Genomic DNA, 23,238 nt, shown 5'->3' on the forward strand with positions numbered 1-23,238 from the left:
TTTGTATTTTTTAGCAAATATTTTCTTAAGCAGTTTAGGCAGGTTTTTGTGGCTGTTTTAGGTCCAAGCCCACGGTGCATTGCTGCAAGTCTTTTTGCATTTTTTTCACGTAAGGGAGACCTGATGGGTCTTTTTTGCTTTTTGCATAGCTTTCGATTTCCCACATTTGACCGATGGTCATATTGCTACGGACACCGATGGTGCAGTTGCAAAGCTTGGTAGCATCGCTTTTATTAGCGACTTTATATTTGACCGCGCCATTGACACAGGTATTGATATTGTCTTGTTTAATGTCGGCCGCGTTTGCTTGTGGTAAGGCAAACAGCGCCGCAAGAGCTAGGGGTAATACAGGCAAAAACTTCATAAACATCCTCTACGGGTCGTGTCAATTTCTCAGATTTTATATAAAAATCTTGGTAGTGTTATGTGGTCACAGGTTTTATGGCTTATATAAGTGATGATAAAAGTATAGCTAACTATAAAAGCTTTTTTATCTATGTCACTCATTATATTTTAGTAAACCAGCAGTATATGCCGCTTGTGACTGACATAGTCGCCCATACCATAGCAAGTAAATCGTCTAAAATACAACGCTAGCGTGCTGTGTTAATGCAAGCAAATGTTGCGCAAATGTTTAATAAGCCATTATGCTAAGATAATAATAGTGGCATTTTCAAGTACTTAGCAGAATATTTCCAAATGTTTATTAAGACTCATTAGACTGGTAACGCGTCGGATCAGAAACCCCAGCTTGGGCAAATCCTTGGCGACGTAGGACGCAACTGTCGCAAATACCGCAAGCAAGACCATTGGCATCTGCCTGATAACAAGAAATCGTCTGCCCATAATCGACCCCGAGCGCTAAACCGAGCTCAATGGTTTTGGCTTTGGATAAATGCTGCAACGGCGTTTGAATCGATAAATGATGACCGGTGACACCAGCTTTAGTAGCAAGGTTCGCCATGTGTTCGAAGGCGGCGATATATTCTGGACGACAATCAGGGTAGCCTGAATAGTCGACCGAACTGACACCGATGACGATATGATTAGCATCAGTGACTTCAGCGACTGCTAAAGCATAAGATAAAAATATGGTATTACGCGCCGGCACATAGGTATTTGGAATGGCGTCATTAGTATCTATATCATGGATATCACTTTCATCGCGATTGTTACTCGGGAATTTATCAGTATCGCCATCAGGGACAGTCATGCTGTGGTCGGTGAGTGATGAGCCACCAAGCTGGGCGATATCGATATCAATAATGCGATGGTTAACATTGGCAGTCTTTGCAATGGCTTTGGCAGCGACAAGCTCGCTATTGTGGCGTTGACCATAGTTAAAACTGACCGCTGTCACAGACGCATAGCGCGCTTTTGCCCAGTACAAACACGTCACGGAATCAAGCCCGCCTGATAGCAGCACCACGGCATTTTGGCTTTTATGTAGTGCTGCTAAATCAGCATTGTCTTTGGGACTGGGAGAGGAAGTCTGCGCAGTTATTTGAGTCATAGTATTGTCTATTGTTGGTTTAAGAAATTTGAAAAATTTGAGTTTCTGAGAAATGGCTGTTTTAACTAAGGTGGCATTATTACATAACTCTGAAGATATGTTTAATTGCGCATAAGTTGCGATAAAAATGGGCACAAAAAGCCACTAATTTTGTGCGACTTTTCAATCTGCTAGCAAAATTTGTTATAATCGCTGCTTTTAAAGCCCACCTGCTGAAAAATATTGCTAATTGCTTTGTAGTAAAATTAACTTTGTAAAGATATTGAGTACCTTATGACCGTCGCGACCTTGTTTACGCCTAAAATCCCTTCTCAGTTTGATGAAGCCTCTTCGAAAACCAGTTCTACCGATACTGGCTGGGATAGTTATGCTGAAGATACTGATAGTATGGGGTATGACGACATTGCTGGCGCGGCTATAAGTAATAATACCGCTGAGCAAACATCCTCTACGCAAATTTTACCGACTGAAACGGCAGAATTTCGCAAGCTACAAAAAAAGCTACGCCGCCAAGTATCATGGGCGATTCGCGATTTTAATATGATTGAAGATGGCGATGTGGTCATGGTTTGCGTTTCAGGCGGTAAAGACAGTTATACGCTGCTCGATATCTTATTGCTGCTCAAACGCATTGCCCCGATTAGCTTTGATATCGTTGCGGTCAATCTTGACCAAAAGCAGCCCGGTTATCCAGAAGATATTTTGCCCACTTATTTGAATGAGCAAGGTATCGCGCATTATATTTTAGAAAAAGATACCTATAGTATCGTCAAAAGCGTGGTGCCAGAAGGTAAAACGTACTGCTCAGCCTGCTCACGCCTGCGTCGCGGTTCGCTATATGGTTTTGCCAAACAAATCGGTGCCACCAAAATCGCTCTTGGCCATCACCGCGATGATATGCTGGCGACTTTCTTTTTAAACTTATTCCACGGCGGCGCGCTGAAATCCATGCCGCCAAAACTGCTAAGCGATGATAAGCAAAACTTACTGATTCGTCCGCTTGCTTACGTTGAAGAAAAAGACATCATTGAATACGCACGTTTAAAAGAATTTCCGATTATTCCGTGTAATCTATGCGGCAGCCAAACCAATCTGCAACGCGCAATTATCAATGATATGCTACGCGAATGGGATAACGCCCATCCACAGCGTTTGGCGTCTATTTTTAAAGCCATGCAAAACGTCGCGCCGTCACAATTGGCCGATCGCGAGTTGTTTGACTTTGAAACTTTAAGCATAGAGCGCGATGACAATGAGCGCTTATTTGAAGGCGATAATATCCAAGCAGGGCAGACCGACAGTTTGGCTGAGATTGGTTTACCAGTAGCGCCAAAAACTCAAGTTTTTAATCCGAAGTTTGCCCATCATCAAAACCCCAACCAGCAAGTGGAAACAGCGGATAATACTACAAAAAATAATCGCAACACGCAAAAAATCCCCACGATTAATCCGGTGATTTAAATCATATAGATAGCTATAGTCAAAATATCCTAAAAACGCGACGGTATTGCTGATATCAATTTTTTGTGGCCTCTGTCTGCGCAGGCACAGCAAGCAAGAAAAACTGATATCAACAGTGCGTGATATATCGATATTACTTTTCACTCGTTATATTTTTATAAAATTAACCCCCAAAAAAAACCAGCGCATTATTCACGAATAGCTGATTTTTTGGTATTAATCTAACGTTAACAATTAACTTTTGGCAAAAACGGGTAGAGGGTTAAAACTCACCTCAGGGCGTGGTAATTTTGCCACATCCTGCATACGCCAATCATTCTTTCCATCATAACTGACTTGCAAATAATATTTGCCTTTTACGTCATCCAAATCGACTTGCGCCGTGTACTTGTTACCTTCTTGATGTTTGAGTACCGCATCGCGGTCTTTTTTAATGTCGGTGGCGTGCGAGATAGACAACTCTAAAGAGTCAGGATAGGTTAAAGGCTCACCGTTTAATAATTTACCAGACTGCAAACTTTGCTCAGGATAATTGAGATAAAAAACGACATCGCCATTATCGGCAAACTGCATCTTGCCATGTAAATCTAAATCATAGGTGAGCTTGTCGCGTGAGACGTCATGATATAGGGTTTTGCCATCCATATACCAATCGTCGCGTACCACGCTATCACGGATTTGATAAGAATAATAAACAAACCAAATGCAAGCGATTACTACAAAAGCTGGCATGCCAATGACAAAGATAACCACCATATAGTTTTTGTACCATGGTTGGCTGTCTTGATGCTTAAAGTTCGGTGCTGGACTAGACATAACATACCTATTAATCAGATATTCGTTTATAAAGTGCGGTTTGTCAGCTTATTATAAACGCTATCAAAAAATAAACCGACGGCTCAGAGCAGCCAGTTTAATGATAAATACTTCAGCTGCCAGTCAGTGATGATTAGCCTTTGACCAAGCACCACTAACGAGCGGATGAATAGATAAAAGCAACTACATACTCAATAATTACTGCCCTTGCGTGGTAAAGATATTTTGTTTACTCACATTATATTTACCGTCTTCGCTGGCTACTGTTAAAGTAATCGGCGTTTGACCAAACTCAATCACCTCAGGGTCGCCATAGATACTGACTGGCATATCAAAGCTTTCGCCTGCTTCTAACGGCACATCGTTGAAGCGTACGCCTAAGCTCAAGCCTTCTTGTGGCTCAAGACTTATTTTATAAGTGTGCGCACTTTGGGTTTTGTTGGTCAATTTAACGATATAGCTGTTTTCAATCATGCCTTGTTGGTTCAATGACGACAACTGATTACGGTCACGGCGAATATCAATCTCTAACGGTACGCGGTCTGTCAATGCATAAACCACACCGCCACAAAGTACCGCAAGCAAGGTTAAATAAGCAAAAAAGCGCGGGCGCAATACACGGCTTGGCTCTTTTTCGACCAATTGCCGCTCTGTGGTATAACGAATCAAGCCACGTGGGTAGCCAACTTTATCCATTACATCATTACAAGCATCGACACAGGCGGCACACTGAATACAGGCAACCTGCAACCCATCACGAATATCAATACCCGTCGGGCATACTTGCACGCACATCGTACAGTCAATACAATCGCCTAAATTCTCAGGATGGGTGCCTTTTTTACGGGCGCCGCGAGGTTCACCGCGCTCATAATCATAAGAAACAATCAAGGTATCTTTATCAAACATCACGCTTTGGAAGCGGCCATACGGACAGATTTGAATACACATCTGCTCGCGCATATAGCCTGCATTGACGTAAGTTGAAAAAGCGAAAATAAATATCGATACCCATATCCACGTTGACCACTCAGGGAAGGGGATAACACCCCCTAACATTTGCCAACTACCATATAGAGCTTCTGTCCCTGATACATAACTGACAAACGTCATCGCCGTAATCATCGAAAATACAAACCAAATAAAGTAGATTAAAAAACGCTTGAAGACTTTTTTAGCATTCATAGGTTCTTTATCAAACTTGATACGTTTATTGCGATCGCCGATGACTATTTTTTCAACGTATTGGAACATATGCGTCCAGATGGTTTGCGGACAGGCATAACCACACCAAACCCGCCCTGCATATACCGTCACCATAAATAGCGCAAAAGCCGCAATAAGCGCAAAGACGGCAAGAAAGTAAAAGTCCTGTGTCAGAAACGTCATACCAAAAATATAATAATGCTGCGACGGCACATCGAACCAGATAGCTTGCCTGCCGTTATACCTTATCCACGGTAAAATCAAAAATAATGCCAATAACGCATACATGCTAATCACACGGATATTTTGGTAAAATCCGGTGATAAATCTAGGGTGAACGCGTTTTTTATTGGCGTTAAGATCCACCTCAACGACAGGAATTTTATTGGATGGTTGTGCTGACATAAACGTGCCTCTTTAAAAAAAGAATCAGTCTGCTGGCATGATGAACAAATACCTTTAATACCTGGGTATATGGATGTGCGATGTTATCAATGTCAGTAAGTAGCAAGAGCCATACCAAAAAAAGTATCCAAACTTGCTACCAAATGAGCGATTGTAAATAAAGGATTAAAATATGCTTAAATAGATGATTCTATAGTGTTTCTACTCGATTGCTATTTTAGCAGTTTCCCTACTATAAATGGGGTGAGAATGTTAAAAAGCAATACTTATCTGCGACTTATTGATAGACAAAGTGCGTATCACTATTAAGCTTGATAAATATCAAAACCAGTGATGATAGAGCATAAAAAGTATTAAATCTATCGGCAGTTTGATTTTGCGAGTTGCTCGTAGGCAGAGTTTATTAATAAAACATAAAGCTGATAAATAACTAAAAAGGGAGAACTGCAATCACAGTCCTCCCTTTGTCAAATACTACTTATTTACGATATACAACTGACTAAATGTGCTTAGTTTGCAACTGCCGTTTCAGGTGTGGCTGCTTTTGGTGCAGCGGCAGAAACAGGCTGCGCTTTAGCAGGCTGAGGCGTTCTGTCTGATAGAGAATAAACATACGCAGCAAGCAGCATAATACGCTCATTACCTAGTTTGGTTTCCCACTCTGGCATCACACCGGCACGGCCATAACGGATGGTATCACGGATACTTTCGCGATCGCCGCCATATAACCAGATGTTATCAGTCAAGTTTGGCGCCCCAGTAGAGATCATACCTTTAGCGTCTTCACCATGACAAAGCACACAGTTAGTAGGCTCATGGAAAATGGCTTTACCTTGAGCAACTTTAGCTTGGTCAAGCTCATAACCTGGTTGGTTACCAGAGATTGACAAGACATATTCAGCCGCTGCCCGCACACCATCTTCGCCAAGTTGGTCACGCCAAGCTGTCATACCACCAACACGACCATTATGTAGCGTCGTTAGGATATGTGAAGCTTCACCGCCATATAACCAGTCATTGTCGGTCAAATTAGGATAGCCTAGCGCACCTTTCGCATTAGAGCCGTGACAGACAGCACAATTCTGTAAGAACAAGCGACTACCGACTTTTAGCGCATTCGGGTTTTCAGCAAGCTTTTCAACGTACGGTGCAAGCTCAGCGATTTTTTCATCGATCTCAGTTTGCAGATTCGCAGGTGGTGTTTCACTGCGACGCATGGTTGCTTGCATCTCAGACAGCGTTGCTAGCGTTTTAGTCGCACCGCTAGCATCTGCTTTAGCCAAAATGTTTTGCTCAAAGTTATCGGTAAACACCTTGTTATTACTTTCAAGCTCACTTGCTAACTCGTTATGCGAGGTCCATGGCACAGTTTCGCCATCTACTTCTACGGTCGTGATACCTTCCCATTTCGATGGAAAGATAGCAGGGAAAAATATCCAGTAGGCAACAGCCCAAATAATCGAGCCAAAAAATATCACTAACCACCATTTAGGCAGTGGCTTATCGTATTCTTGAATACCGTCGTAAGTGTGCCCAGTAGTACCGTCTTCTTCTACTTCTGGCTTGTATTTCAACACCATTAGTAAGACGCCGAGGATACCCGCCCAACACATAATACTTAGTATGGTGATCCAAGAACTCCAAAAAAATGTCATCGTTTATCCTTATTGCGCTGCTCTTCAGCCAAAGCTTCTTTATCTTTGTCATCAAGCGCAAGTTGTGCATCTTCTTCGAAGCGTTTTTTGTTTTTTGGCGAATACGCCCACCATGCAACGCCCACGAAGGCAATAAAAGCAGAAACGGTCGCAATTGTTTGTAATTCACCAATACCCATTAGCGCTGTCCTTCCATCGCGGTACCCAATTGCTGTAAGTAGGCAACCAGAGCATCAAGCTCAGTGGCGCCAAGTACCGCATCTGGCGCTCCTTCGATATCTTCTTCAGTGTAAGGCACACCAAACTGATCACGGAATAGACGCATTTTAGTTTGTACATTGGTACCGTTTACTTCATTGGTTGCAAGCCAAGGGAAACCAGGCATTACAGATTCAGGTACTAATGAACGTGGATCGATAAGATGTTGTTTTTGCCAATCTTCAGAATAACGTCCACCAACACGTGCCAAGTCAGGACCAGTACGTTTAGAGCCCCATAAGAATGGATGATCCCACGTAGATTCAGCAGCACGCGAGTAGGGTCCATAACGCTCAACTTCCGCGCGTAATGGACGTACCATTTGTGTATGACAGACGTGACAGCCTTCACGAATATAGATGTCACGACCTTCAAACTCAAGTGCGGTCCATGGCTCCATGGCGGGAAGGGGAGCGTTCACCCCACCTTCTTCAGGACCCTTGTTATCATAAATCAGCGGTACGATTTCAACGAGCGTTGCAAAGCTAATGGCAATAACAATACCGATAACCAACAAGCCTGTATTTTTTTCAATAATTTCATGCGGTGTACCAGACATGATCGCTCCTTATACGTTAGCTGCCGAAGGTTTATCAACACTAGGTTCATGATCAGTAGGATCTGCGATATCAACAGGCTTACCTTCTGGCATTTTAAGTGTTTTATAAACGTTATAGGCCATAACAACCATACCCGATACATACAATAGGCCACCAAAAGCACGACCAATATATGGGAAATGTGAGAACTCAACGGTATCAACGAAGCTATATACCAACGTACCATCTGGATTGGTCGCAAGCCACATCATGCCTTGGCCGATACCTGAAATCCACATAGAAACGATATAGAAGATAGTACCCGCTGTTGCTAACCAGAAATGCGTGGTGATTAAGCTAATAGAATACATTTTTGGTTTGTTATAGATACGTGGTAACAATACATATAGCGAACCAATGGTAATCATACCAACCCAGCCAAGTGCACCTGAGTGTACGTGACCGACTGTCCAGTCCGTGTTATGCGATAACGCGTTGACGGTCTTAATAGACATCATCGGACCTTCAAACGTTGACATTGCATAGAACGACAATGCCACAATCATAAAGCGAATGATCGGATCGGTACGCAGCTTATCCCAACTGCCTGATAGCGTTAGGACACCGTTAATCATTCCGCCCCAAGATGGCGCAAATAGGATGATTGAGAATACCATTGCTAGAGACTGCGTCCAATCTGGAAGCGCTGAATAATGCAAATGGTGACCACCAGCCCACATGTATGAAGCAATCAATGCCCAAAAGTGAACGATAGACAAACGATAAGAATAAATAGGACGACCAATCTGAACTGGAACGAAGTAATACATCATCCCAAGGAACGCAGCTGTTAAGTAAAAACCTACCGCATTATGCCCGTACCACCACTGCACCATCGCATCGGTCGCACCGCCAAATAATGAGTAAGATTTAAACGCGCTAACCGGGATGGCCATACTATTTACGATATGCAGTAGAGCAATCGTAATAATAAATGCGCCAAAGAACCAGTTAGCCACATAAATGTGTGAAGTTCTACGTTTGATGAGGGTACCGAAGAACACAATGGCATAAGAAATCCATACCAAAGCAATCAAGATATCGATTGGCCACTCAAGCTCAGCGTATTCCTTGGTCGATGTCAGACCTAAAGGAAGAGTAATCACCGCTGCGACGATAACCGCTTGCCAACCCCAAAAGGTAAACCAAGCTAAATAAGGGGCGAATAGTCTCGTCTTACAGGTACGCTGTACCACGTAATAAGAGGTTGCGAACAGGGCAGAGCCACCGAATGCAAAGATAACCGCGTTAGTGTGTAGCGGTCTTAGACGACTGAATGTCAGCCATGGAATGTCAAAGTTTAGTGCTGGCCATGCTAACTGTGAAGCAATGAACACACCAATACTCATGCCGACGATGCCCCATATCACGGCCATTATCGTAAAGAATCTTACGACAGTGATTTCATACTCACGGTCAATTGGGGCGACTGCTGTGTTTTGTAAACTCATTGGATGATTCCTTTACAGCCCGAATTATCAACAGAATTAACTAACTCTCCGCAGCCTCTATATTATAAAAAATTATAAGCAGATTATGGTTGCGGTACATGTTGTTTTTGCCAAATCTTATTATCGAGACCTTATTTACTATTAAGTCAAACCTACACTAGTTATCAGCGGTTACTGCTGAGTAGAGGGCGGCGATATAAATGCACGGCGCTCACAGCTGGACGATAATAGGATGATTAATAAATAATAAACGGTTAAATTTGATAAGATAATGTGCCTTCCTTGAGCATCAAACATCTATTGAGGCTGAGTATGTATCTTAATTATTACTGCTAAAAAGCCAGTATGAACGAAGATAGATACTGATATTCAATCGGTGATAAAAAACTTATACACCATCAATGTATGCTAGCGGCGGCTGACAAAAACCATGTTTACGTAATGTTTAGTTAAAACTCCCGACTCTGTTTAAGGGTATTGTAACGCAAACCTAATCAAATATCATCAGAACTATGCGCCAAAATACAAACTCTTTGGTAAAAATAGTTACGAACGATATAATCTTTCAGCGTTATATACCTATTTTATACCCAATTTCCCTACTATTCTAGGGGTGAAAAAAGATAGTGCTTTTTGGCGCAAAAAATACAATTAAGCGGTGGTTTTGTAACAATGGCAGCATTTGCGCTATAAATAAGTTTTACTTATCATCGAATCGCACCTTATAATGACGCCTTGTATTATCGCTAACCAAGTGCTTTATACTGATATTAACGAATATTTTGAACTTTTAAATAGTGGTTAGGCTTAGCCGTATGCTGGCACAAGCCTACCTTCATAAATAACCTCATAAATAATAGGTATTAAGGATAATAATATGGCAGTTTTTTTGACAGACGAATGGTTTGAGCAAGTTGAGAAAATGGGTCAAGAAGCCGGTGAATTAAATTTACCACCAGCGCTTGCTAATATGGTGGTGAACTTAAAAGTTACCGATACGGAGCAAGATATCGAAGCAAGCTTTGCTGACGGCTTACTGCATCGCGGTTTGAATGATAAGGCAACCACAACCTTATTGTTGGACCGTAGCCTGCTGCAATCTATCATTACCAACTTTGATACCAATGAAATCATGGGCGCTTTTATGGCCGGTAAAATTCGTGTCGAAGGTGATATGTCACAATTGATGGCAGTACAAACCGCGCGCCCAAGTGCTGAGCAAAAAGAGCTTTATAGTAATATCAAGTCAATAACTACCTTAGCTTAATGGCCTGTTTTTCATTTTTGTATCAATAGCGTTTCGCATAAAAAAGCCCTTAATTCACATTAAGGGCTTTTTCGTCGGAGAATTTAACAGTAAGGTAATTTCTAAATTAACTGGCTTTTGATTGTTGCGCAGTTGGTTGCAATTTTTGATTTTCTTTGTAAATCGCCGCTTGTAACCAGATATTGGCTTGTACATAATCATGCACTTCAATAGCAGCGGTGGCTTCGGTTTTAGGTGCGCCGATACGAATGACAAAAGGGTCTGCGTCTTGTTCACGCAGTACCACCACATCAAATAAGATAATGGTCTGACCATTAAATAGTATTTCTTGCTTACCAAGCACCTGACCTTGACACCATGCTTCATCTTCTTGCCCTATGGTATCGCCGAACAAATACGCGCACATATGACCGAGATTAATCTCGACGGGCGCCATTTGTTCTTTGGTTTGAGGCTGCCATGCTTTGATTTGCTCTTGTAAATCGTCAGGCATTTTTCCATCATTAGCGGCGACGATGTCGTTAAAAGCGCGATGGTAGCGAATGGCTTCTTGGTCTTCGACCATAATCACTTCGTCTTGTTCACTCAGCTTAATCTCATGCGCCCACGCACTAAAGTTCACATAATAGGCGGTATCTTGCTGATATAAATGGCGGTTAGCGGTGTACAGCTGGTCGAAAGCATAAATAATGCTGCCATCAGCGGTGCGTAAGCGTAAGACGGTATCGTGAGTGTTGTCATTGACAATCATGCGCTCGATTTTGCACGTCAAACCATAAGGGCTATCGACACAAGGGTAAGCATTAATAAAGCATTCAGGCTTGCCGTCTTTCATCGCCAGCACTTGATTGATATGACAAGGCTGGTCTTCAGATAGCAATAAGCAGCTGTCTTTAGCGCTGACATTGCTGTTGAGCCCTTTCGGCATCGCCGCTTTTTCAATCATCTTTTGTAGCCATTCTGGCACGTCTTGACTCATGTCATCGGTCAAAATCCGCCAATGATCGGCGTGACCGGCAGATTGCTCGTCAGTTAAAGTGATTTTAGTAGGGGATTGGATGTTTTTATATTGATAATTAATGGTCATGAATATACTCAAACTTAAGTCAGCCATGAAGTTTGGATCTAAAACTGTGATTGCTGACCATTATCCAATATATGAGCGGATTGGTTTATGATAACCAGCAATGTCGTCAGTAAAGAGGCAACAAACAACAATGAGGGGTTAATGACAATTGTCCTTAGCATACAATATATAGGTATAGACGCAACTAATAGCAAGCCCCTCGCGAAAAATAATATGAAAAGTTGAGTTTTTATCAAAAAATACCGGCAGTTTGCGCTAATGACTGGCACATATAAGTCAAATTGTGTCAAACTAGCTCCCTTTTGACAGCGGTATTTTGCTGCTCATAATCCCCTGTTTTTTGTTCGATTGATATGTTTTTGCGGCGACGGCCTTAGTGAGTGTCATGCTAAAAGGCGGTTGCTGCATTGGATTTTATAACATAAATAAAGTCGCACGTAGATAAGATAAAGAGTTTGAATATGTTTCGTCCTTTAGCGTTATTTATCGGCTTACGGTACACCCGAGCAGAGCGTAGTAATGGTTTTATCTCCTTTATCTCGCTGATTTCAATGATTGGTCTGACGCTTGGCGTGGCGGTACTGATTACGGTGCTATCGGTCATGAATGGTTTTGATCGCGAGCTCAAAACGCGTATTTTGGGTATGGTGCCACAAGCGACGGTTATTTCAACCGAGATTATCGGCGATTGGAAAGAGGTGGCTGATAAAATTAAAGAAGATCCCGAAGTTGCTGCCGTCGCACCCTTTATTCAGCTGCAAGGTATGCTGACCTCCAACGGTCAAGTGGCTGGGATTATGGTCACCGGCGTTGATCCAGATTATGAGAAAAACGTTTCTATCATCAACGAGCACATGATAGAAGGCAGTATTGATACGCTGCAAAATGGTGAATTCAGTATTGTCCTTGGTGAAGAGATGGTGCAATCGTTGGGGCTGCGCTTAGGCGATAAAGTGACGTTGGTATTGCCAGAAGCGTCGCCATCACCAGCGGGTGTGATACCGCGCTTTAAGCGTTTTACTTTGACAGGTATTTTTACCATCAGTCCCGAGGTAGATAGCTTAATGGCGTTTATTCCGATGGGTGATGCGGCAAAATTACTGCGTCTACCAGAGGGCGCGCAGGGTATTCGTATGAAGCTTGACGATATCTTTAACGCACCGATGGCGGCCCAAAAAGCAGCAGCTATTGCGCCTAACAAGCTTTATCCTAGCGATTGGACGCAAACGCACGGCAACTTATTTGGTGCCATCCAAATGGAAAAAGCCATGGTTGGCTTGCTGCTGTTTTTAATTATCCTTGTAGCCGCTTTCAATATCGTTTCAAGTTTGGTGATGCTAGTCACTGACAAAAAAGCAGACATTGCTATTTTAAAAACCTTTGGCGCTTCACCGCGTCTGATTACCCATGTGTTTATGGTACAGGGCATCGTTATTGGCTTTATTGGTACCATTGCGGGCACGATACTTGGTGTTATCTTTGCCCTGACCGTCAGTGATATTTTGGGCTTTATCAATCAAACCTTTGGCCTCAATTTGTTTGATGCTTACTTTGTAAATTATCTGCCATCGCAGCTGCGTTTGACCGATGTGGTGCTGATTACCAGTGCATCATTTATACTGAGCTTTTTGGCGACCATTTATCCAGCGCGCCGAGCGGCGAAAATTCAGCCTGCGCAAACGTTGCGTTACGAGTAGTCTACAGGCGTCAATCGTCAATGCTATGATAAATAAAACAAAGGAAGTACCATGTCTGAAATTTTAAAAGCGACCAATATTAATAAAATTTATGATGAAGGGGCGGTGAGCACACAAGTTTTGACTGGTCTGGATTTGACCGTCAACGCTGGTGAGCGCATTGCGATTGTTGGTACCAGTGGTTCGGGGAAAAGTACCTTGCTGCATTTGCTTGGCGGACTTGATACCCCCAGTAGCGGGGAGGTTTGGCTACACGGGCAGCTATTAAATAGTATGAATGAGACCGAGCGCGGGGCGATGCGTAATAAACACTTGGGGTTTATTTATCAGTTTCACCATTTGTTAGCCGAATTTACCGCGGTTGAAAACGTCGCTATGCCGCTACTGATGCGCCCAAAAGTATCGACGACCAAGGCACGTCAACAAGCGATAGATATTTTAAAAAGTGTCGGTTTAGAGCATCGTTTGGCGCACAGACCCGGTGAGCTATCAGGCGGTGAGCGTCAACGTGTGGCGATTGCTCGCGCGCTTGTGACCAAACCATCACTTATTTTGGCCGATGAGCCGACTGGTAACTTAGATTATGACAACGCCCAAAGCGTGTTTGGGCTGTTATCCGAGCTACAAAGCACCATGCAAACCGCGCTATTGATGGTGACGCATGACCGTAGTTTGGCAGCCCTTGCTGACCGTCAGCTGTTATTGCGCAATGGGCATTGGGAAGATTACTAAAGGCGTCATTTTTAATACTTTTTTTCAATAAACTGTAGAACTGCTGTTACTGAGCAGCAGCATGATACGGTTAGCTTTTTTATAAAAGTTACTGACTATAAAAGTTACTGATAAAAACGACGAAAAAAACAGACTGTATCTAGCAGCCTTAACAAGTAGATAAAATCATAACTAAAATGCTAAATAAGGAATGATGAGATGGATAAAAATGATGACCCGATTGAAGCGTTTGGTAGCGCCGAAGAAGGTAACGAACCACTAAAGCCTTATATGGATCCGACGCTGTTTGACACCATTGATAGACAAGCACAAATAGACTTGCTGACGCCGGTTTTCGACTCAATTACCTTAGCGGGTGCAGATTACGATTTAAAGGCGCAAGATAGCGCCACGGGAAAACGTTATACGCTGCTAAAAGATGAGAAGGTGATAGATATCTTTGTGATGGATAATAATCTGGCTGATAATGTTAAAAACGCTATCGACAAGCATAAAGAGGAAGAAGGCGAGTTATAAGGTCGCTTATGAATTGGGTAATGATTTTATAAGATATTTCCAACTTTATAAAATGCTGCTATTTTTATAAGATGACTGACGCGGCAAAATTGATTATTAAGGATTCACGCTATTCATGCTTGCTGGTTTTTTCAGCAGAGTCTTTCTGACGTTTTTGCCAGCTGGTGACAGTTTTATAGCGCCAGATGGCTTTAAACGCCAGTCCGCAGACAATACTACTGATGACCGCTAAAATTGTTAGCCCTAGACAAAAAGCGGCGATAGATACCGTACCTTTATAAGTGATAAAAGGATTGGCGCCATCAGAGATAATCCATAAGGTAAAATCTGAAATCATGCGACCGATAATGCGCAAGCTTATCATCGGCACATCAAGGATTTTGGCACCGACATAATAGCCGGCATAAAACACCGGCAGGGTCGTCAGCGGGTTAGTAATCCAAGTCAGACCAAGCGCCATCGGCACATTGGCACGAAAAATAAGCGCGCCGATTAAAGCCAGCAACATCTGTCCTGGCAACGGGAAAAATGCGCTGAGCACGCCTATATAAACCGCTTTATTTAAACTATGGCGATTAAAATGCCATAAACGCGGGTCGGCAAGTTGCGGCGCAAATAGTTTTAATGAGCGACTTTCTAAAATTTTTTCAGGGGTAGGGAGTAGGTCTTTTAGACGTTTGTTTGGCACAGAATCGCCTTTACATGTTAACTTCAACCCGCTCAATCATATTGATGGGCTGATATACAGTGATATTATTAATAAAAAATATAGCTATAAATGTTATCAGAAAAGCGGCTAGATAATGTTGAATAATCACTATTGCAATATTTCTGGTAAGTATAGGGTAATAGCCACATAAATGCCATCGCTTGACGGTTTGCGCACTTGGTGGTTGGTTCAATGTTTAGAACGGTCATTATCCATCATGCAAATTATATGCAATGGACGAGCTATCAAGCAAGCGAGGAGCGCTGGTGTACTGGTTAATTGGTAGCTTGATAATCATCGTTATGATGGGGGTTTTGGCCGTCGCGGATACTATTCCGCTGCCTATTGGCTCCTTATTACCAGACCTCAGCACATCTTCTATCTTGCCGTTATTATTAATGGCTTTGACCATTGTTCTGCTATTTATCAATCAGCGTTACATTGCGCTTGCACCCTCGATTGACGCTAAAAAAGGGGTTTCTAAAAATTCCTCTGCTCAAAATCTTGCTGTTCAAAATTCTGCTAAAACCCCATCTTCTACATCACCATTACTCTATAAATTTGCTCATCATTTATTAATGGCAGTATTAGCAGTGGCGCTGATTAGTGGTAGTGGGCTGCTCGCTTTGATAAATCAGCAACAGGCGCAAAGTAATACCATCAAACAAACGGTGCGCGTGCAAGCGTTGGTGAGCATCGAAGGCATCAGTGATAGTGTCTATGACGACGCAAGTAATAGAGGCTATCGGCAGGTTGCTACCATTAGCCATATATCGCCTTTACTGTCCGAGATAACGTCGCAGGATTTGGACAAACTGAGCGTAAATTACAATGCCAATTATAAAGAGGTGACTGATAATAGCCTAAGCAATAAGGAAAATAATTTAAACGGAGATAATTCCGAATATTTCGAAAATAAACAATATCGTATACTGCTAAATGCTTATCCAAAAAAATCTTACTCTAAGAAGTCGCTCCCTAAAAAACCTTCTAAGAAAGGTACTGACAATAAATCGCAGACTATAGACCTAAATCATTTGCAGCCCGGCGATCAGTTACTGATGACTTTGACGCTGGCGCCACTTGCTAACTCTGAGCAAGCGTTGAACAATCCAACGGGATTTGATAGTTATCGGTGGTTGCGAGGGCGACATATCGATGGGGTTGCCACGATATTAGCGACCAGTACCTCAACTATTCCGTTTAATGACTCAGCAGCATTGTCTAAAGCGGACGATTCTTATCTATACCGTTTGCGTACCGCTATCGACCAAGGACGTTGGCAACTACGTCAGCATTTTTATCAAGATTGGGCAGGGCAAACTCCCGCAGAGCAGCAAGCAAAAGCAGTGACTTTAAGCTTACTGACCGGTGATCGCAGTTTAATCAATCGCGCTACCAAAGATTCATATCAGTTGGCAGGTATTTCTCATTTATTGGCCATCTCAGGAACGCATGTTTTATTTTTAGCGATTGTGTTAGCGGGATTGGCAGTCTTACTGTTGAATCGTTTTTACCCCTCTCTCTATCGTCATATCCCGCGCTGGCAATTGCGCTGGTGGGTTATGATGAGCGCGGCTTTTATTTATGCCTTATTTACTGGGTTTGATGTACCTGCTGCGCGTACCGCGTGGATGTTATTAGCTATAGGTTTGATACGCTTAACGCTACTGCCAATTAGTACCATGCGTATATTGTTGGCGCTGGCGATACTCATGGCGTGGTTCGACCCGTATGTACTGTGGCAGGCAGGATATTGGCTGTCCTTTATAGCGGTAGCATTGTTATTAAAGTACGAAGATAGTTCAGTAGCATGGAGTCAAGCAGAGTCTGCAAGCTTAACGACCACGAACTCTAATGACAATAAAAATGCGAAGATAATTCAACGCTTATGGCTAGGGTTTAAAAGGTTGTTTAAGTTACAGTTCTGGCTATTTATTGCGCTATTACCCATAACCTTATTGTTATTCGGTAAGGCATCACTGTTAGGGCTTATCGTTAATTTATTTGCTATTGGATTATTTGGTTGGGTGATTGTACCGCTAAATTTACTGGCTGGGCTGTGCTATCTTATCTCGCCTGCGCTAGCTGATACTATTTGGGCACTGGTGATTGCTCTCGTCGCTCATTTACACGAGCTTATCACGTGGCTAACGGCGTTACCGATATTCTCAGGGGCATGGCTTTATACGCCAGTGAATATAGCAATTTTGCTGATGGTATTATTGGCGATGTTGCCGTGGCTATTAGCGCGCGGCCTTATCAGTCGTTGGCTCGCGCTAGCACCGTTAACGCTACTGGTTATGACGGTATACGCCAATCAGCAGTCGTTAACCATGACTCCGACTCTCTATATTCTGCCAACGGGCGACCAATATTTAAGCGCGGCGGTGCTACAATACCCTGTGCTAAATAATGAAGATAATAAGACAAACGTTAGCTGGTTAATTTTAGCCGATCATAGGCGTTATGATACTCGTACGATGCCAAGCACGCTAACCGCTGACAAGCTATCTGCGACATTAGAGCAACAACTACGCAGCTTATCTATCAAGCGTCTAGAAGGTATGGTAGTCCAAAGCAGTAGCGCGGCCTTGACGACATCTTTAGCGACATTAACAAATAACAACCGTCAGTCATTGCAGCCGACCATCTATAAGCCAAACGACTCTGAGCTGCTACCAATGACCGTCGCTGAGTTAAGTCAACGTCTCCCAACCGCTCAGTATTGGCAAGCCGGGCGTAGTGAGCGTTGGCCCGAGCTCCAGCGCGCTTATCAACTGACCAGTCAATCTGGTAAAAATAAAACTCAGGCAACCATCAGTGCCCAAGCTTGTGAGCAAGGTAAAACCTGGCAACTCGCCAATGGTGATTTAACGTTGCAAGCTATCACAGGTTGGAGCAAAATAAACGATGCCAGTGTCTGGGACTGTACGCTTGAACTTGACAGTCGATTACCTATTCAAATTGTCAGTTATAATGCTGCTGACCCGCTCAAATCATTAGCTACTAAAGTACAAACACTTCAGTCCGATAACAAAGAGCCACCTTCTCATACTAAAAATGCTCAATCACGTCTGATTTTAAATGTCGATACCCATCCGCGCGTGTGGCAAATGTGGTCGTTATTATGCGCGATTGAACCGAATACTAAAAATGACACTTTAAAAAACTCATTAAACAACACCTTAGGTAATGTCATAAACAGCACAACATGGCTTGGACATAGTGCCTCGCATATCTCTACTGAGGTAATAACTCAGCAACAAATCCATGAGACAATCACTTATGATAATAAGCCACTAGATGCCGCTCTAGCTTTTGGGGCCAATAGTAAGGATTAACCTTATAATCTGACTTATTGGTATCATCCTTATAAAACATCTCGCTCCTATAACCTGTCGCCTTTATAATATCAAGCTATTTCACAGTTCTGCTATTGAACCATGAGAGAAATGCCACCATACTTAGTAGCTTATTCAACTTTATCAAAGCGCTATAAAAGCATTGATACAAGTAAAAATAGCTATCACGCTTTTGCTATATCAAGTTTTTAGTTCTCTCTTTTATCGTTTTACATTGTTTCTGACTTAGGAAGTTATATGCCCAACTGGCCACCAGACCCTAACAAACGTCCTGACAACTCGGCCAACCAGCCAGCGCCGCTGCAGCAGCAAAATCAGCCGAGTGGACAAGAGTGGCGACTGCTTGAAAATACGTTATTAGCCAGTGTGGTTGAGCAGCGCCGCGCCCGTCGCTGGAGTATTTTCTTTAAGCTATTGACCTTTGGTTATATTTTATTGATATTTTTGACCATTGGTCGCGGTTGTAGTACCAAAACACCGTCCGGGCTTGAAGGCGTTGATACCAGTAAGCCGCATTTGGCGGTGGTTGAAATCCAAGGAACGATTAGTAGTGGTGATGTCGCCAATGCTTACGATGTTAATGAGGCCTTAACTCGCGCTTTTGAAAACAGTAATGCCAAAGCCGTGGCGCTTGACATCAACTCGCCCGGCGGCTCACCCGTACAGTCTGATGAAATCTGGCAGACGATGATGGATTTGCGTCAAGAATATCCTGACAAAAAACTCTACGCGGTGATTGGTGATATGGGTGCTTCGGGCGCTTATTATATCGCTTCAGCTGCGGATGAGATTTATGTCAATCCATCAAGCTTAGTCGGTTCGATTGGCGTAATTATGCCAAGCTATAATATCGAAGGCTTAATGGATAAATTTGGCGTTAAAGACCGCACCATTACCGCAGGCGAGTATAAAGATATTTTAAGCTTGTCACGTCCGCTGACTGACTATGAAGAGCAGCACGTCGAAAAAGTGCTGGACAATACTCATAAGCACTTTATCAATGCAGTCAAAGAAGGTCGCGGCGATCGTCTAAAAAATCCTGAGGAAAATAAACTGTTTTCAGGGCTATTTTGGACCGGTGAGCAGTCGATTGAGCTTGGCTTAGCTGACAAAAAGGGCAGTATTTCGACTTTAGAGAAGAAGTTGAAGCTTGATAACGTCGTTAATTATACGCCAACCGACCCATTTAGCTTGTTTATGGATCGCTTTGCCGTTAAGTTAGGCGCCGGTCTTGGTTCAAGTATCAAGCTTGACGTGTTACCACAAGAAGAGGGTCAAGCGCAGATGCGCTAAGCGCTTTATATTTTAGATTTAATGTGTATGATTGTTAAGGCTGAGTATATGATTATGCTCAGCCTTAATTGTATATAAATTTCGATTATTATAATAAACAGCTATTTAAATTACTGAGAGCTTGTCATGAGTGCCATTAATCCACAGACCTTTGCGTCACTACCCAAGTCTAAGATAACCCAAAAACCTGTCATTCATTTTGCCCATGCCAATGGTATGCCAAGCGCCGTTTACGCGCCGTTTTTTGCCCCGCTTGCTGAATTTTTTACCATTGAATATATCCCTATGCTGGGGAATACGCCCGATTATCCAGTAGATAACCATTGGCAAAGCCTGACCCAGCAGATTATTGATAGCGTTAAACGCACGTGTGAGCAGCATGGGGTGAGTCAGTTAGTAGGCGTTGGGCATTCGCTTGGTGCCATGTGTACTATGCAGGCGTTATACCGTGCGCCGGAGATATTTGCGCAAGCGGTGCTGATGGATCCACCGTGGATTTATGGCAAAGTAAGCCTGCTCTGGCATTTGGCAAAAAACGCCGATAGATTACCGCTGATGAATAATCGCTTGATGGATAAGCTGTCGCCAGCGGGCGTGTCTAAGCATCGCCGTGATATCTGGGATAGCCGCGAAGACGCTTATGATAAGCTGCGTCATAAAGGCTTTTTTAAAGATTTCGATGAGCGTAGTTTTCAAGGCTATATCGAGCATGGTTTACATGAGCGTGCGGACGGCAAAGTAACCTTGGCTATCCCTAAAGCCAGCGAAGTTGAGGTGTTTCGCACCAACCCGTCATGGTATTGGCTGACCCCAAACCGTGCACCAAAGCCGCCAGTGACGCTTATCATTGGTGAAGATAGTATCTTTCTCAAGCGCCGCTTCCCGCAGCAAATCAAATCACGCCTGAATATCGATTATGAAACCCACGCTGGCGGCCATATGTTCCCGCTTGAGCACCCAGAGTCGGTGGCGCGTCAAGTGCTTGAGCTTATCAAAAAGCAATTGCCAAAATAAACGATGGTTGTGAATCCTAGAGGTTAGGATAAATGTAATGTGAGCAGCTAGCACACTTTTTTGAGTGACGATTTATGCTAAAAAAAGCGACCACCGCATCTATTAAGATCACAGCACTCAATCCTGCGCCGCTATTTTCACGCTTGGGTGCGTTGCTGTTAGTGATAGTCATGGTAGTGACGTTCTTTATCAGTCAATTAATCGGCGTCTATATCTCCGGAAAGCTTATATTGCCCGCTACTAAAAACGCTACTATGGGCGATATTTTCTTTTTCGGCAGTAATGATGGTACGGTGGTCAGTCTTTCTATCATTATCGGCTGTGTATTACTGGTGGCAGTCAGCGCTTTATTGATTCGGGTGAGGGGCGGCAATGTAAGGAAGTATCTGGCGCTACAGCCATTTTCATGGTCGGTTGGCATCGGTATGTTAGGGTTATTGCTGATGTTTATGATTGGCAGTCAAGCGTTAACTTACCTGCTCAATGAATCACCGTTGGTCTTCGTCGACCCTTTATATCAGTCTGTCAGCTCAGTTTGGTTATTGATATTTGCCATGGTGATTGTCGCGCCGATTTATGAAGAGCTTATATTTCGTGGATTATTATGGTCGGCTATTGCTGAGCAGTTCTCAAACGTAGCCAACGCAGAGCATCGCGGCGCAATAGTTGCAAGTTTAGTGACCAGCGTGATATTTGCGGTGATTCACTTGCAATATGGCATTTATGAAATCGGCACCATTGTGGTATTGGCATTGATATTTTGCTATGCGCGTATCAAATCAGGCTCGCTAGTATTACCGATGCTGTTACATGTTGTTAATAATGGCGCCGCGATGGCGCAGTATTTAGCGGAAATTAGTTAAAGGTTTATATATAAACGTCAAATAGCTAATTGATGAATGTCTTTATCAACTAGCTATGCACCCATTAGCTGTTATTTTATGTTTATAGTGATTGATGACTAGGCATCTGGATTTAAGGCTAAGACTTCTTCAGCGGCTCGTTTAATATCGTCTATCGTTAGCTGCGGTTTACCGCTCAATGCCTGTCGCCACTTGCGCGCACCTGTTAAGCCTTGAAACAACCCTAAATAATGCCGCGTCATCGTTGGTAGTGCTTCACCTTTAGCGCTTTGTTTTTCTAGATAAGGGTATAATTGCGCTAAAATATCCGAGCGCTTAGTAATCGGCGCGCCCCATAAACTGTTGGCTTCTGCCAACAAGTACGGGTTATGATAAAACGCCCGTCCAATCATCACCCCGTCGACATGCTGTAAATGCGTTTTAATATCAGCAACTGTTTCGATACCGCCATTAATTTCTATATCAAGCGTTGGAAAGTCTTGTTTGAGACGGTAAACATCATTATAACGCAGTGGCGGTATTTCGCGATTTTGCTTCGGGCTCAAGCCCTGTAGCCACGCCGTACGGGCATGAACAATAAAGCGTGTACAACCTGCCGCTGCGACTTTTTCGACAAAATCTACCATAAACTCATAACTATCAAAATCGTCGATACCAATACGATGTTTAACGGTCACCGGAATATCGACCGCTGCCTGCATGTGCTTGACCAAATCAGCAACCGTCTGCGGCTCTGCCATGAGGCAGGCGCCAATTTTATTGTGCTGGACGCGATCAGAGGGGCAACCGACGTTGATATTGACCTCATCGTAGCCATGCTGCTGCGCAAATTGGGCACATTGGGCCATCTCGCTACTATCGGCACCGCCAAGCTGTAGCACCAGTGGATGCTCAAGCGTATCAAAGCGCAGATGCCGCGCGCGATTGCCATAGAGCAGCGCACCAGTACTAATCATCTCGGTATAAAGATAAACATGCGGATTAAACAGCCGTGCAAAGTAGCGATAATCTGTCGTTGTCCAGTCGATCATAGGAGCAACAGAGAGTCGTTTGTTGGTCATATCAACCATTAGGGTAAAGCCTCGTTATTATGCATGCATATAGTAGGTCGTTTTAAAATCGTTATACCAGTCTCACGTCGATATTCATCAATTTGCCAATTTTATTGCGAACCGACCTTGCTTTTACGTGCATTTTTAAATGTGTTTAAAAGGAGAATAGATAAAGCGCCATGAGTGTTATTTTCATGACGCCTTTTGATTATTCTATCCATATAAGTTAAATAATAGGAAAATCAATAACAAAGCAAAAATAGGGAAAAGCTCAGTAAT

20 protein-coding genes are annotated in these 23,238 nt (G+C 43.1%); 9 read left to right on the forward strand and 11 right to left on the reverse strand.

Translation table 11 applies throughout. From position 1 onward, the window contains the following. Positions 1-34 precede the first annotated feature (34 nt). Both JFC07_RS01450 and queC read right to left on the reverse strand, forming a co-directional pair. Positions 35-364: a hypothetical protein gene (locus JFC07_RS01450; RefSeq protein ID WP_068408057.1), complete on the reverse strand. Its 330-nt coding sequence runs from the start codon at positions 362-364 to the stop codon at positions 35-37. Positions 365-706: 342 nt separating this feature from the next. Next, positions 707-1,513 carry a 7-cyano-7-deazaguanine synthase QueC gene (gene queC, locus JFC07_RS01455; protein WP_198327914.1) on the reverse strand — a complete coding sequence of 269 codons (807 nt, stop codon included), beginning with the start codon at positions 1,511-1,513 and terminating at the stop codon, positions 707-709. A 273-nt stretch (positions 1,514-1,786) separates the two neighbouring features. Here queC and ttcA point away from each other — a divergent pair, with 273 nt between their 5' ends. Beyond that, positions 1,787-2,974, forward strand: coding sequence for a tRNA 2-thiocytidine(32) synthetase TtcA (gene ttcA, locus JFC07_RS01460; RefSeq protein ID WP_198327915.1), 1,188 nt, complete (start codon positions 1,787-1,789; stop codon positions 2,972-2,974). Positions 2,975-3,208: 234 nt separating this feature from the next. Here ttcA and JFC07_RS01465 read toward each other — a convergent pair whose 3' ends face one another. The 6 genes from JFC07_RS01465 to ccoN form a co-directional block, all read right to left on the reverse strand. After that, on the reverse strand, positions 3,209-3,790 hold the full coding sequence (locus tag JFC07_RS01465) for a FixH family protein (protein WP_191690606.1): 582 nt from the start codon (positions 3,788-3,790) through the stop codon (positions 3,209-3,211). 198 nt (positions 3,791-3,988) lie between these two features. Then, positions 3,989-5,401: a cytochrome c oxidase accessory protein CcoG gene (gene ccoG, locus JFC07_RS01470; RefSeq protein WP_144297131.1), complete on the reverse strand. Its 1,413-nt coding sequence runs from the start codon at positions 5,399-5,401 to the stop codon at positions 3,989-3,991. 509 nt (positions 5,402-5,910) lie between these two features. Beyond that, on the reverse strand, positions 5,911-7,056 hold the full coding sequence (gene ccoP / locus JFC07_RS01475; protein ID WP_198327916.1) for a cytochrome-c oxidase, cbb3-type subunit III: 1,146 nt from the start codon (positions 7,054-7,056) through the stop codon (positions 5,911-5,913). Beyond that, positions 7,053-7,235, reverse strand: coding sequence for a CcoQ/FixQ family Cbb3-type cytochrome c oxidase assembly chaperone (locus JFC07_RS01480; protein ID WP_068408133.1), 183 nt, complete (start codon positions 7,233-7,235; stop codon positions 7,053-7,055). The genes ccoP and JFC07_RS01480 overlap by 4 nt, the downstream gene beginning before the upstream one ends. Beyond that, positions 7,235-7,873 (reverse strand): cytochrome-c oxidase, cbb3-type subunit II, encoded by a 639-nt coding sequence (gene ccoO / locus JFC07_RS01485; RefSeq protein ID WP_068408135.1) that lies wholly within the window; start codon positions 7,871-7,873, stop codon positions 7,235-7,237. Before ccoO ends, JFC07_RS01480 begins: the two co-directional genes overlap by 1 nt. Before the next feature lie 9 nt (positions 7,874-7,882). Then, complete coding sequence (gene ccoN, locus JFC07_RS01490; protein ID WP_068408137.1) at positions 7,883-9,364, reverse strand: cytochrome-c oxidase, cbb3-type subunit I; 1,482 nt, start codon at positions 9,362-9,364, stop codon at positions 7,883-7,885. Between the two features lie 877 nt (positions 9,365-10,241). On the opposite strand from ccoN, the gene JFC07_RS01495 reads away from it, so the two are divergent. Further along, positions 10,242-10,631 (forward strand): SCP2 sterol-binding domain-containing protein, encoded by a 390-nt coding sequence (locus JFC07_RS01495; RefSeq protein ID WP_198327917.1) that lies wholly within the window; start codon positions 10,242-10,244, stop codon positions 10,629-10,631. A 106-nt stretch (positions 10,632-10,737) separates the two neighbouring features. Here the strand turns inward: JFC07_RS01495 and JFC07_RS01500 are convergent, their stop codons facing one another. Beyond that, entirely contained in the window at positions 10,738-11,718 is a 981-nt protein-coding gene (locus JFC07_RS01500) for a hypothetical protein (RefSeq protein WP_198327918.1), read from the reverse strand. Between the two features lie 461 nt (positions 11,719-12,179). Between JFC07_RS01500 and JFC07_RS01505 the strand changes: the two genes are divergently transcribed. The 3 genes from JFC07_RS01505 to JFC07_RS01515 all read left to right on the forward strand — a co-directional run bounded on the left by JFC07_RS01505 (position 12,180) and on the right by JFC07_RS01515 (position 14,663). Beyond that, positions 12,180-13,415 carry a lipoprotein-releasing ABC transporter permease subunit gene (locus JFC07_RS01505; RefSeq protein WP_198327919.1) on the forward strand — a complete coding sequence of 412 codons (1,236 nt, stop codon included), beginning with the start codon at positions 12,180-12,182 and terminating at the stop codon, positions 13,413-13,415. A 51-nt stretch (positions 13,416-13,466) separates the two neighbouring features. Beyond that, positions 13,467-14,147, forward strand: a complete 681-nt coding sequence (gene lolD / locus JFC07_RS01510) for a lipoprotein-releasing ABC transporter ATP-binding protein LolD (protein WP_198327920.1) — start codon at positions 13,467-13,469, stop codon at positions 14,145-14,147. Positions 14,148-14,345: 198 nt separating this feature from the next. Further along, positions 14,346-14,663 carry a hypothetical protein gene (locus JFC07_RS01515; protein ID WP_198327921.1) on the forward strand — a complete coding sequence of 106 codons (318 nt, stop codon included), beginning with the start codon at positions 14,346-14,348 and terminating at the stop codon, positions 14,661-14,663. 109 nt (positions 14,664-14,772) lie between these two features. Here JFC07_RS01515 and JFC07_RS01520 read toward each other — a convergent pair whose 3' ends face one another. Beyond that, positions 14,773-15,351 carry a DUF2062 domain-containing protein gene (locus tag JFC07_RS01520; protein ID WP_227678220.1) on the reverse strand — a complete coding sequence of 193 codons (579 nt, stop codon included), beginning with the start codon at positions 15,349-15,351 and terminating at the stop codon, positions 14,773-14,775. 287 nt (positions 15,352-15,638) lie between these two features. On the opposite strand from JFC07_RS01520, the gene JFC07_RS01525 reads away from it, so the two are divergent. The 4 genes from JFC07_RS01525 (at position 15,639) to JFC07_RS01540 (ending at position 21,907) form a co-directional block, all read left to right on the forward strand. Beyond that, positions 15,639-18,716: a ComEC/Rec2 family competence protein gene (locus JFC07_RS01525; RefSeq protein ID WP_198327923.1), complete on the forward strand. Its 3,078-nt coding sequence runs from the start codon at positions 15,639-15,641 to the stop codon at positions 18,714-18,716. A gap of 258 nt (positions 18,717-18,974) precedes the next feature. After that, positions 18,975-20,030 carry a signal peptide peptidase SppA gene (sppA, locus tag JFC07_RS01530; protein ID WP_198327924.1) on the forward strand — a complete coding sequence of 352 codons (1,056 nt, stop codon included), beginning with the start codon at positions 18,975-18,977 and terminating at the stop codon, positions 20,028-20,030. Positions 20,031-20,156: 126 nt separating this feature from the next. After that, on the forward strand, positions 20,157-21,044 hold the full coding sequence (locus tag JFC07_RS01535; protein WP_198327925.1) for an alpha/beta fold hydrolase: 888 nt from the start codon (positions 20,157-20,159) through the stop codon (positions 21,042-21,044). Positions 21,045-21,118: 74 nt separating this feature from the next. Next, entirely contained in the window at positions 21,119-21,907 is a 789-nt protein-coding gene (locus tag JFC07_RS01540) for a CPBP family intramembrane glutamic endopeptidase (protein WP_227678222.1), read from the forward strand. A 98-nt stretch (positions 21,908-22,005) separates the two neighbouring features. On the opposite strand, the gene dusA is transcribed toward JFC07_RS01540, so the two are convergent. Further along, positions 22,006-22,977 carry a tRNA dihydrouridine(20/20a) synthase DusA gene (gene dusA / locus JFC07_RS01545; protein ID WP_198327926.1) on the reverse strand — a complete coding sequence of 324 codons (972 nt, stop codon included), beginning with the start codon at positions 22,975-22,977 and terminating at the stop codon, positions 22,006-22,008. Between the last annotated feature and the right edge of the window lie 261 nt (positions 22,978-23,238).

Source organism: Psychrobacter faecalis, assembly GCF_016107575.1.
Classification (GTDB): domain Bacteria; phylum Pseudomonadota; class Gammaproteobacteria; order Pseudomonadales; family Moraxellaceae; genus Psychrobacter; species Psychrobacter faecalis.

What these genes read in the sequence shown, in the direction of transcription:
- JFC07_RS01450 (WP_068408057.1), bottom strand. Translation starts at nt 364, where the DNA reads ATGAAGTTTTTGCCTGTATTACCCCTAGCTCTTGCGGCGCTGTTTGCC.
- ccoN (WP_068408137.1), bottom strand. Translation starts at nt 9,364, where the DNA reads ATGAGTTTACAAAACACAGCAGTCGCCCCAATTGACCGTGAGTATGAA.
- ccoO (WP_068408135.1), bottom strand. Translation starts at nt 7,873, where the DNA reads ATGTCTGGTACACCGCATGAAATTATTGAAAAAAATACAGGCTTGTTG.
- JFC07_RS01500 (WP_198327918.1), bottom strand. Translation starts at nt 11,718, where the DNA reads ATGACCATTAATTATCAATATAAAAACATCCAATCCCCTACTAAAATC.
- JFC07_RS01540 (WP_227678222.1), top strand. Translation starts at nt 21,119, where the DNA reads ATGCTAAAAAAAGCGACCACCGCATCTATTAAGATCACAGCACTCAAT.
- JFC07_RS01480 (WP_068408133.1), bottom strand. Translation starts at nt 7,235, where the DNA reads ATGGGTATTGGTGAATTACAAACAATTGCGACCGTTTCTGCTTTTATT.
- JFC07_RS01505 (WP_198327919.1), top strand. Translation starts at nt 12,180, where the DNA reads ATGTTTCGTCCTTTAGCGTTATTTATCGGCTTACGGTACACCCGAGCA.
- JFC07_RS01495 (WP_198327917.1), top strand. Translation starts at nt 10,242, where the DNA reads ATGGCAGTTTTTTTGACAGACGAATGGTTTGAGCAAGTTGAGAAAATG.
- ccoG (WP_144297131.1), bottom strand. Translation starts at nt 5,401, where the DNA reads ATGTCAGCACAACCATCCAATAAAATTCCTGTCGTTGAGGTGGATCTT.
- queC (WP_198327914.1), bottom strand. Translation starts at nt 1,513, where the DNA reads ATGACTCAAATAACTGCGCAGACTTCCTCTCCCAGTCCCAAAGACAAT.
- dusA (WP_198327926.1), bottom strand. Translation starts at nt 22,977, where the DNA reads ATGGTTGATATGACCAACAAACGACTCTCTGTTGCTCCTATGATCGAC.
- lolD (WP_198327920.1), top strand. Translation starts at nt 13,467, where the DNA reads ATGTCTGAAATTTTAAAAGCGACCAATATTAATAAAATTTATGATGAA.
- JFC07_RS01465 (WP_191690606.1), bottom strand. Translation starts at nt 3,790, where the DNA reads ATGTCTAGTCCAGCACCGAACTTTAAGCATCAAGACAGCCAACCATGG.
- ttcA (WP_198327915.1), top strand. Translation starts at nt 1,787, where the DNA reads ATGACCGTCGCGACCTTGTTTACGCCTAAAATCCCTTCTCAGTTTGAT.
- JFC07_RS01535 (WP_198327925.1), top strand. Translation starts at nt 20,157, where the DNA reads ATGAGTGCCATTAATCCACAGACCTTTGCGTCACTACCCAAGTCTAAG.
- ccoP (WP_198327916.1), bottom strand. Translation starts at nt 7,056, where the DNA reads ATGACATTTTTTTGGAGTTCTTGGATCACCATACTAAGTATTATGTGT.
- JFC07_RS01515 (WP_198327921.1), top strand. Translation starts at nt 14,346, where the DNA reads ATGGATAAAAATGATGACCCGATTGAAGCGTTTGGTAGCGCCGAAGAA.
- sppA (WP_198327924.1), top strand. Translation starts at nt 18,975, where the DNA reads ATGCCCAACTGGCCACCAGACCCTAACAAACGTCCTGACAACTCGGCC.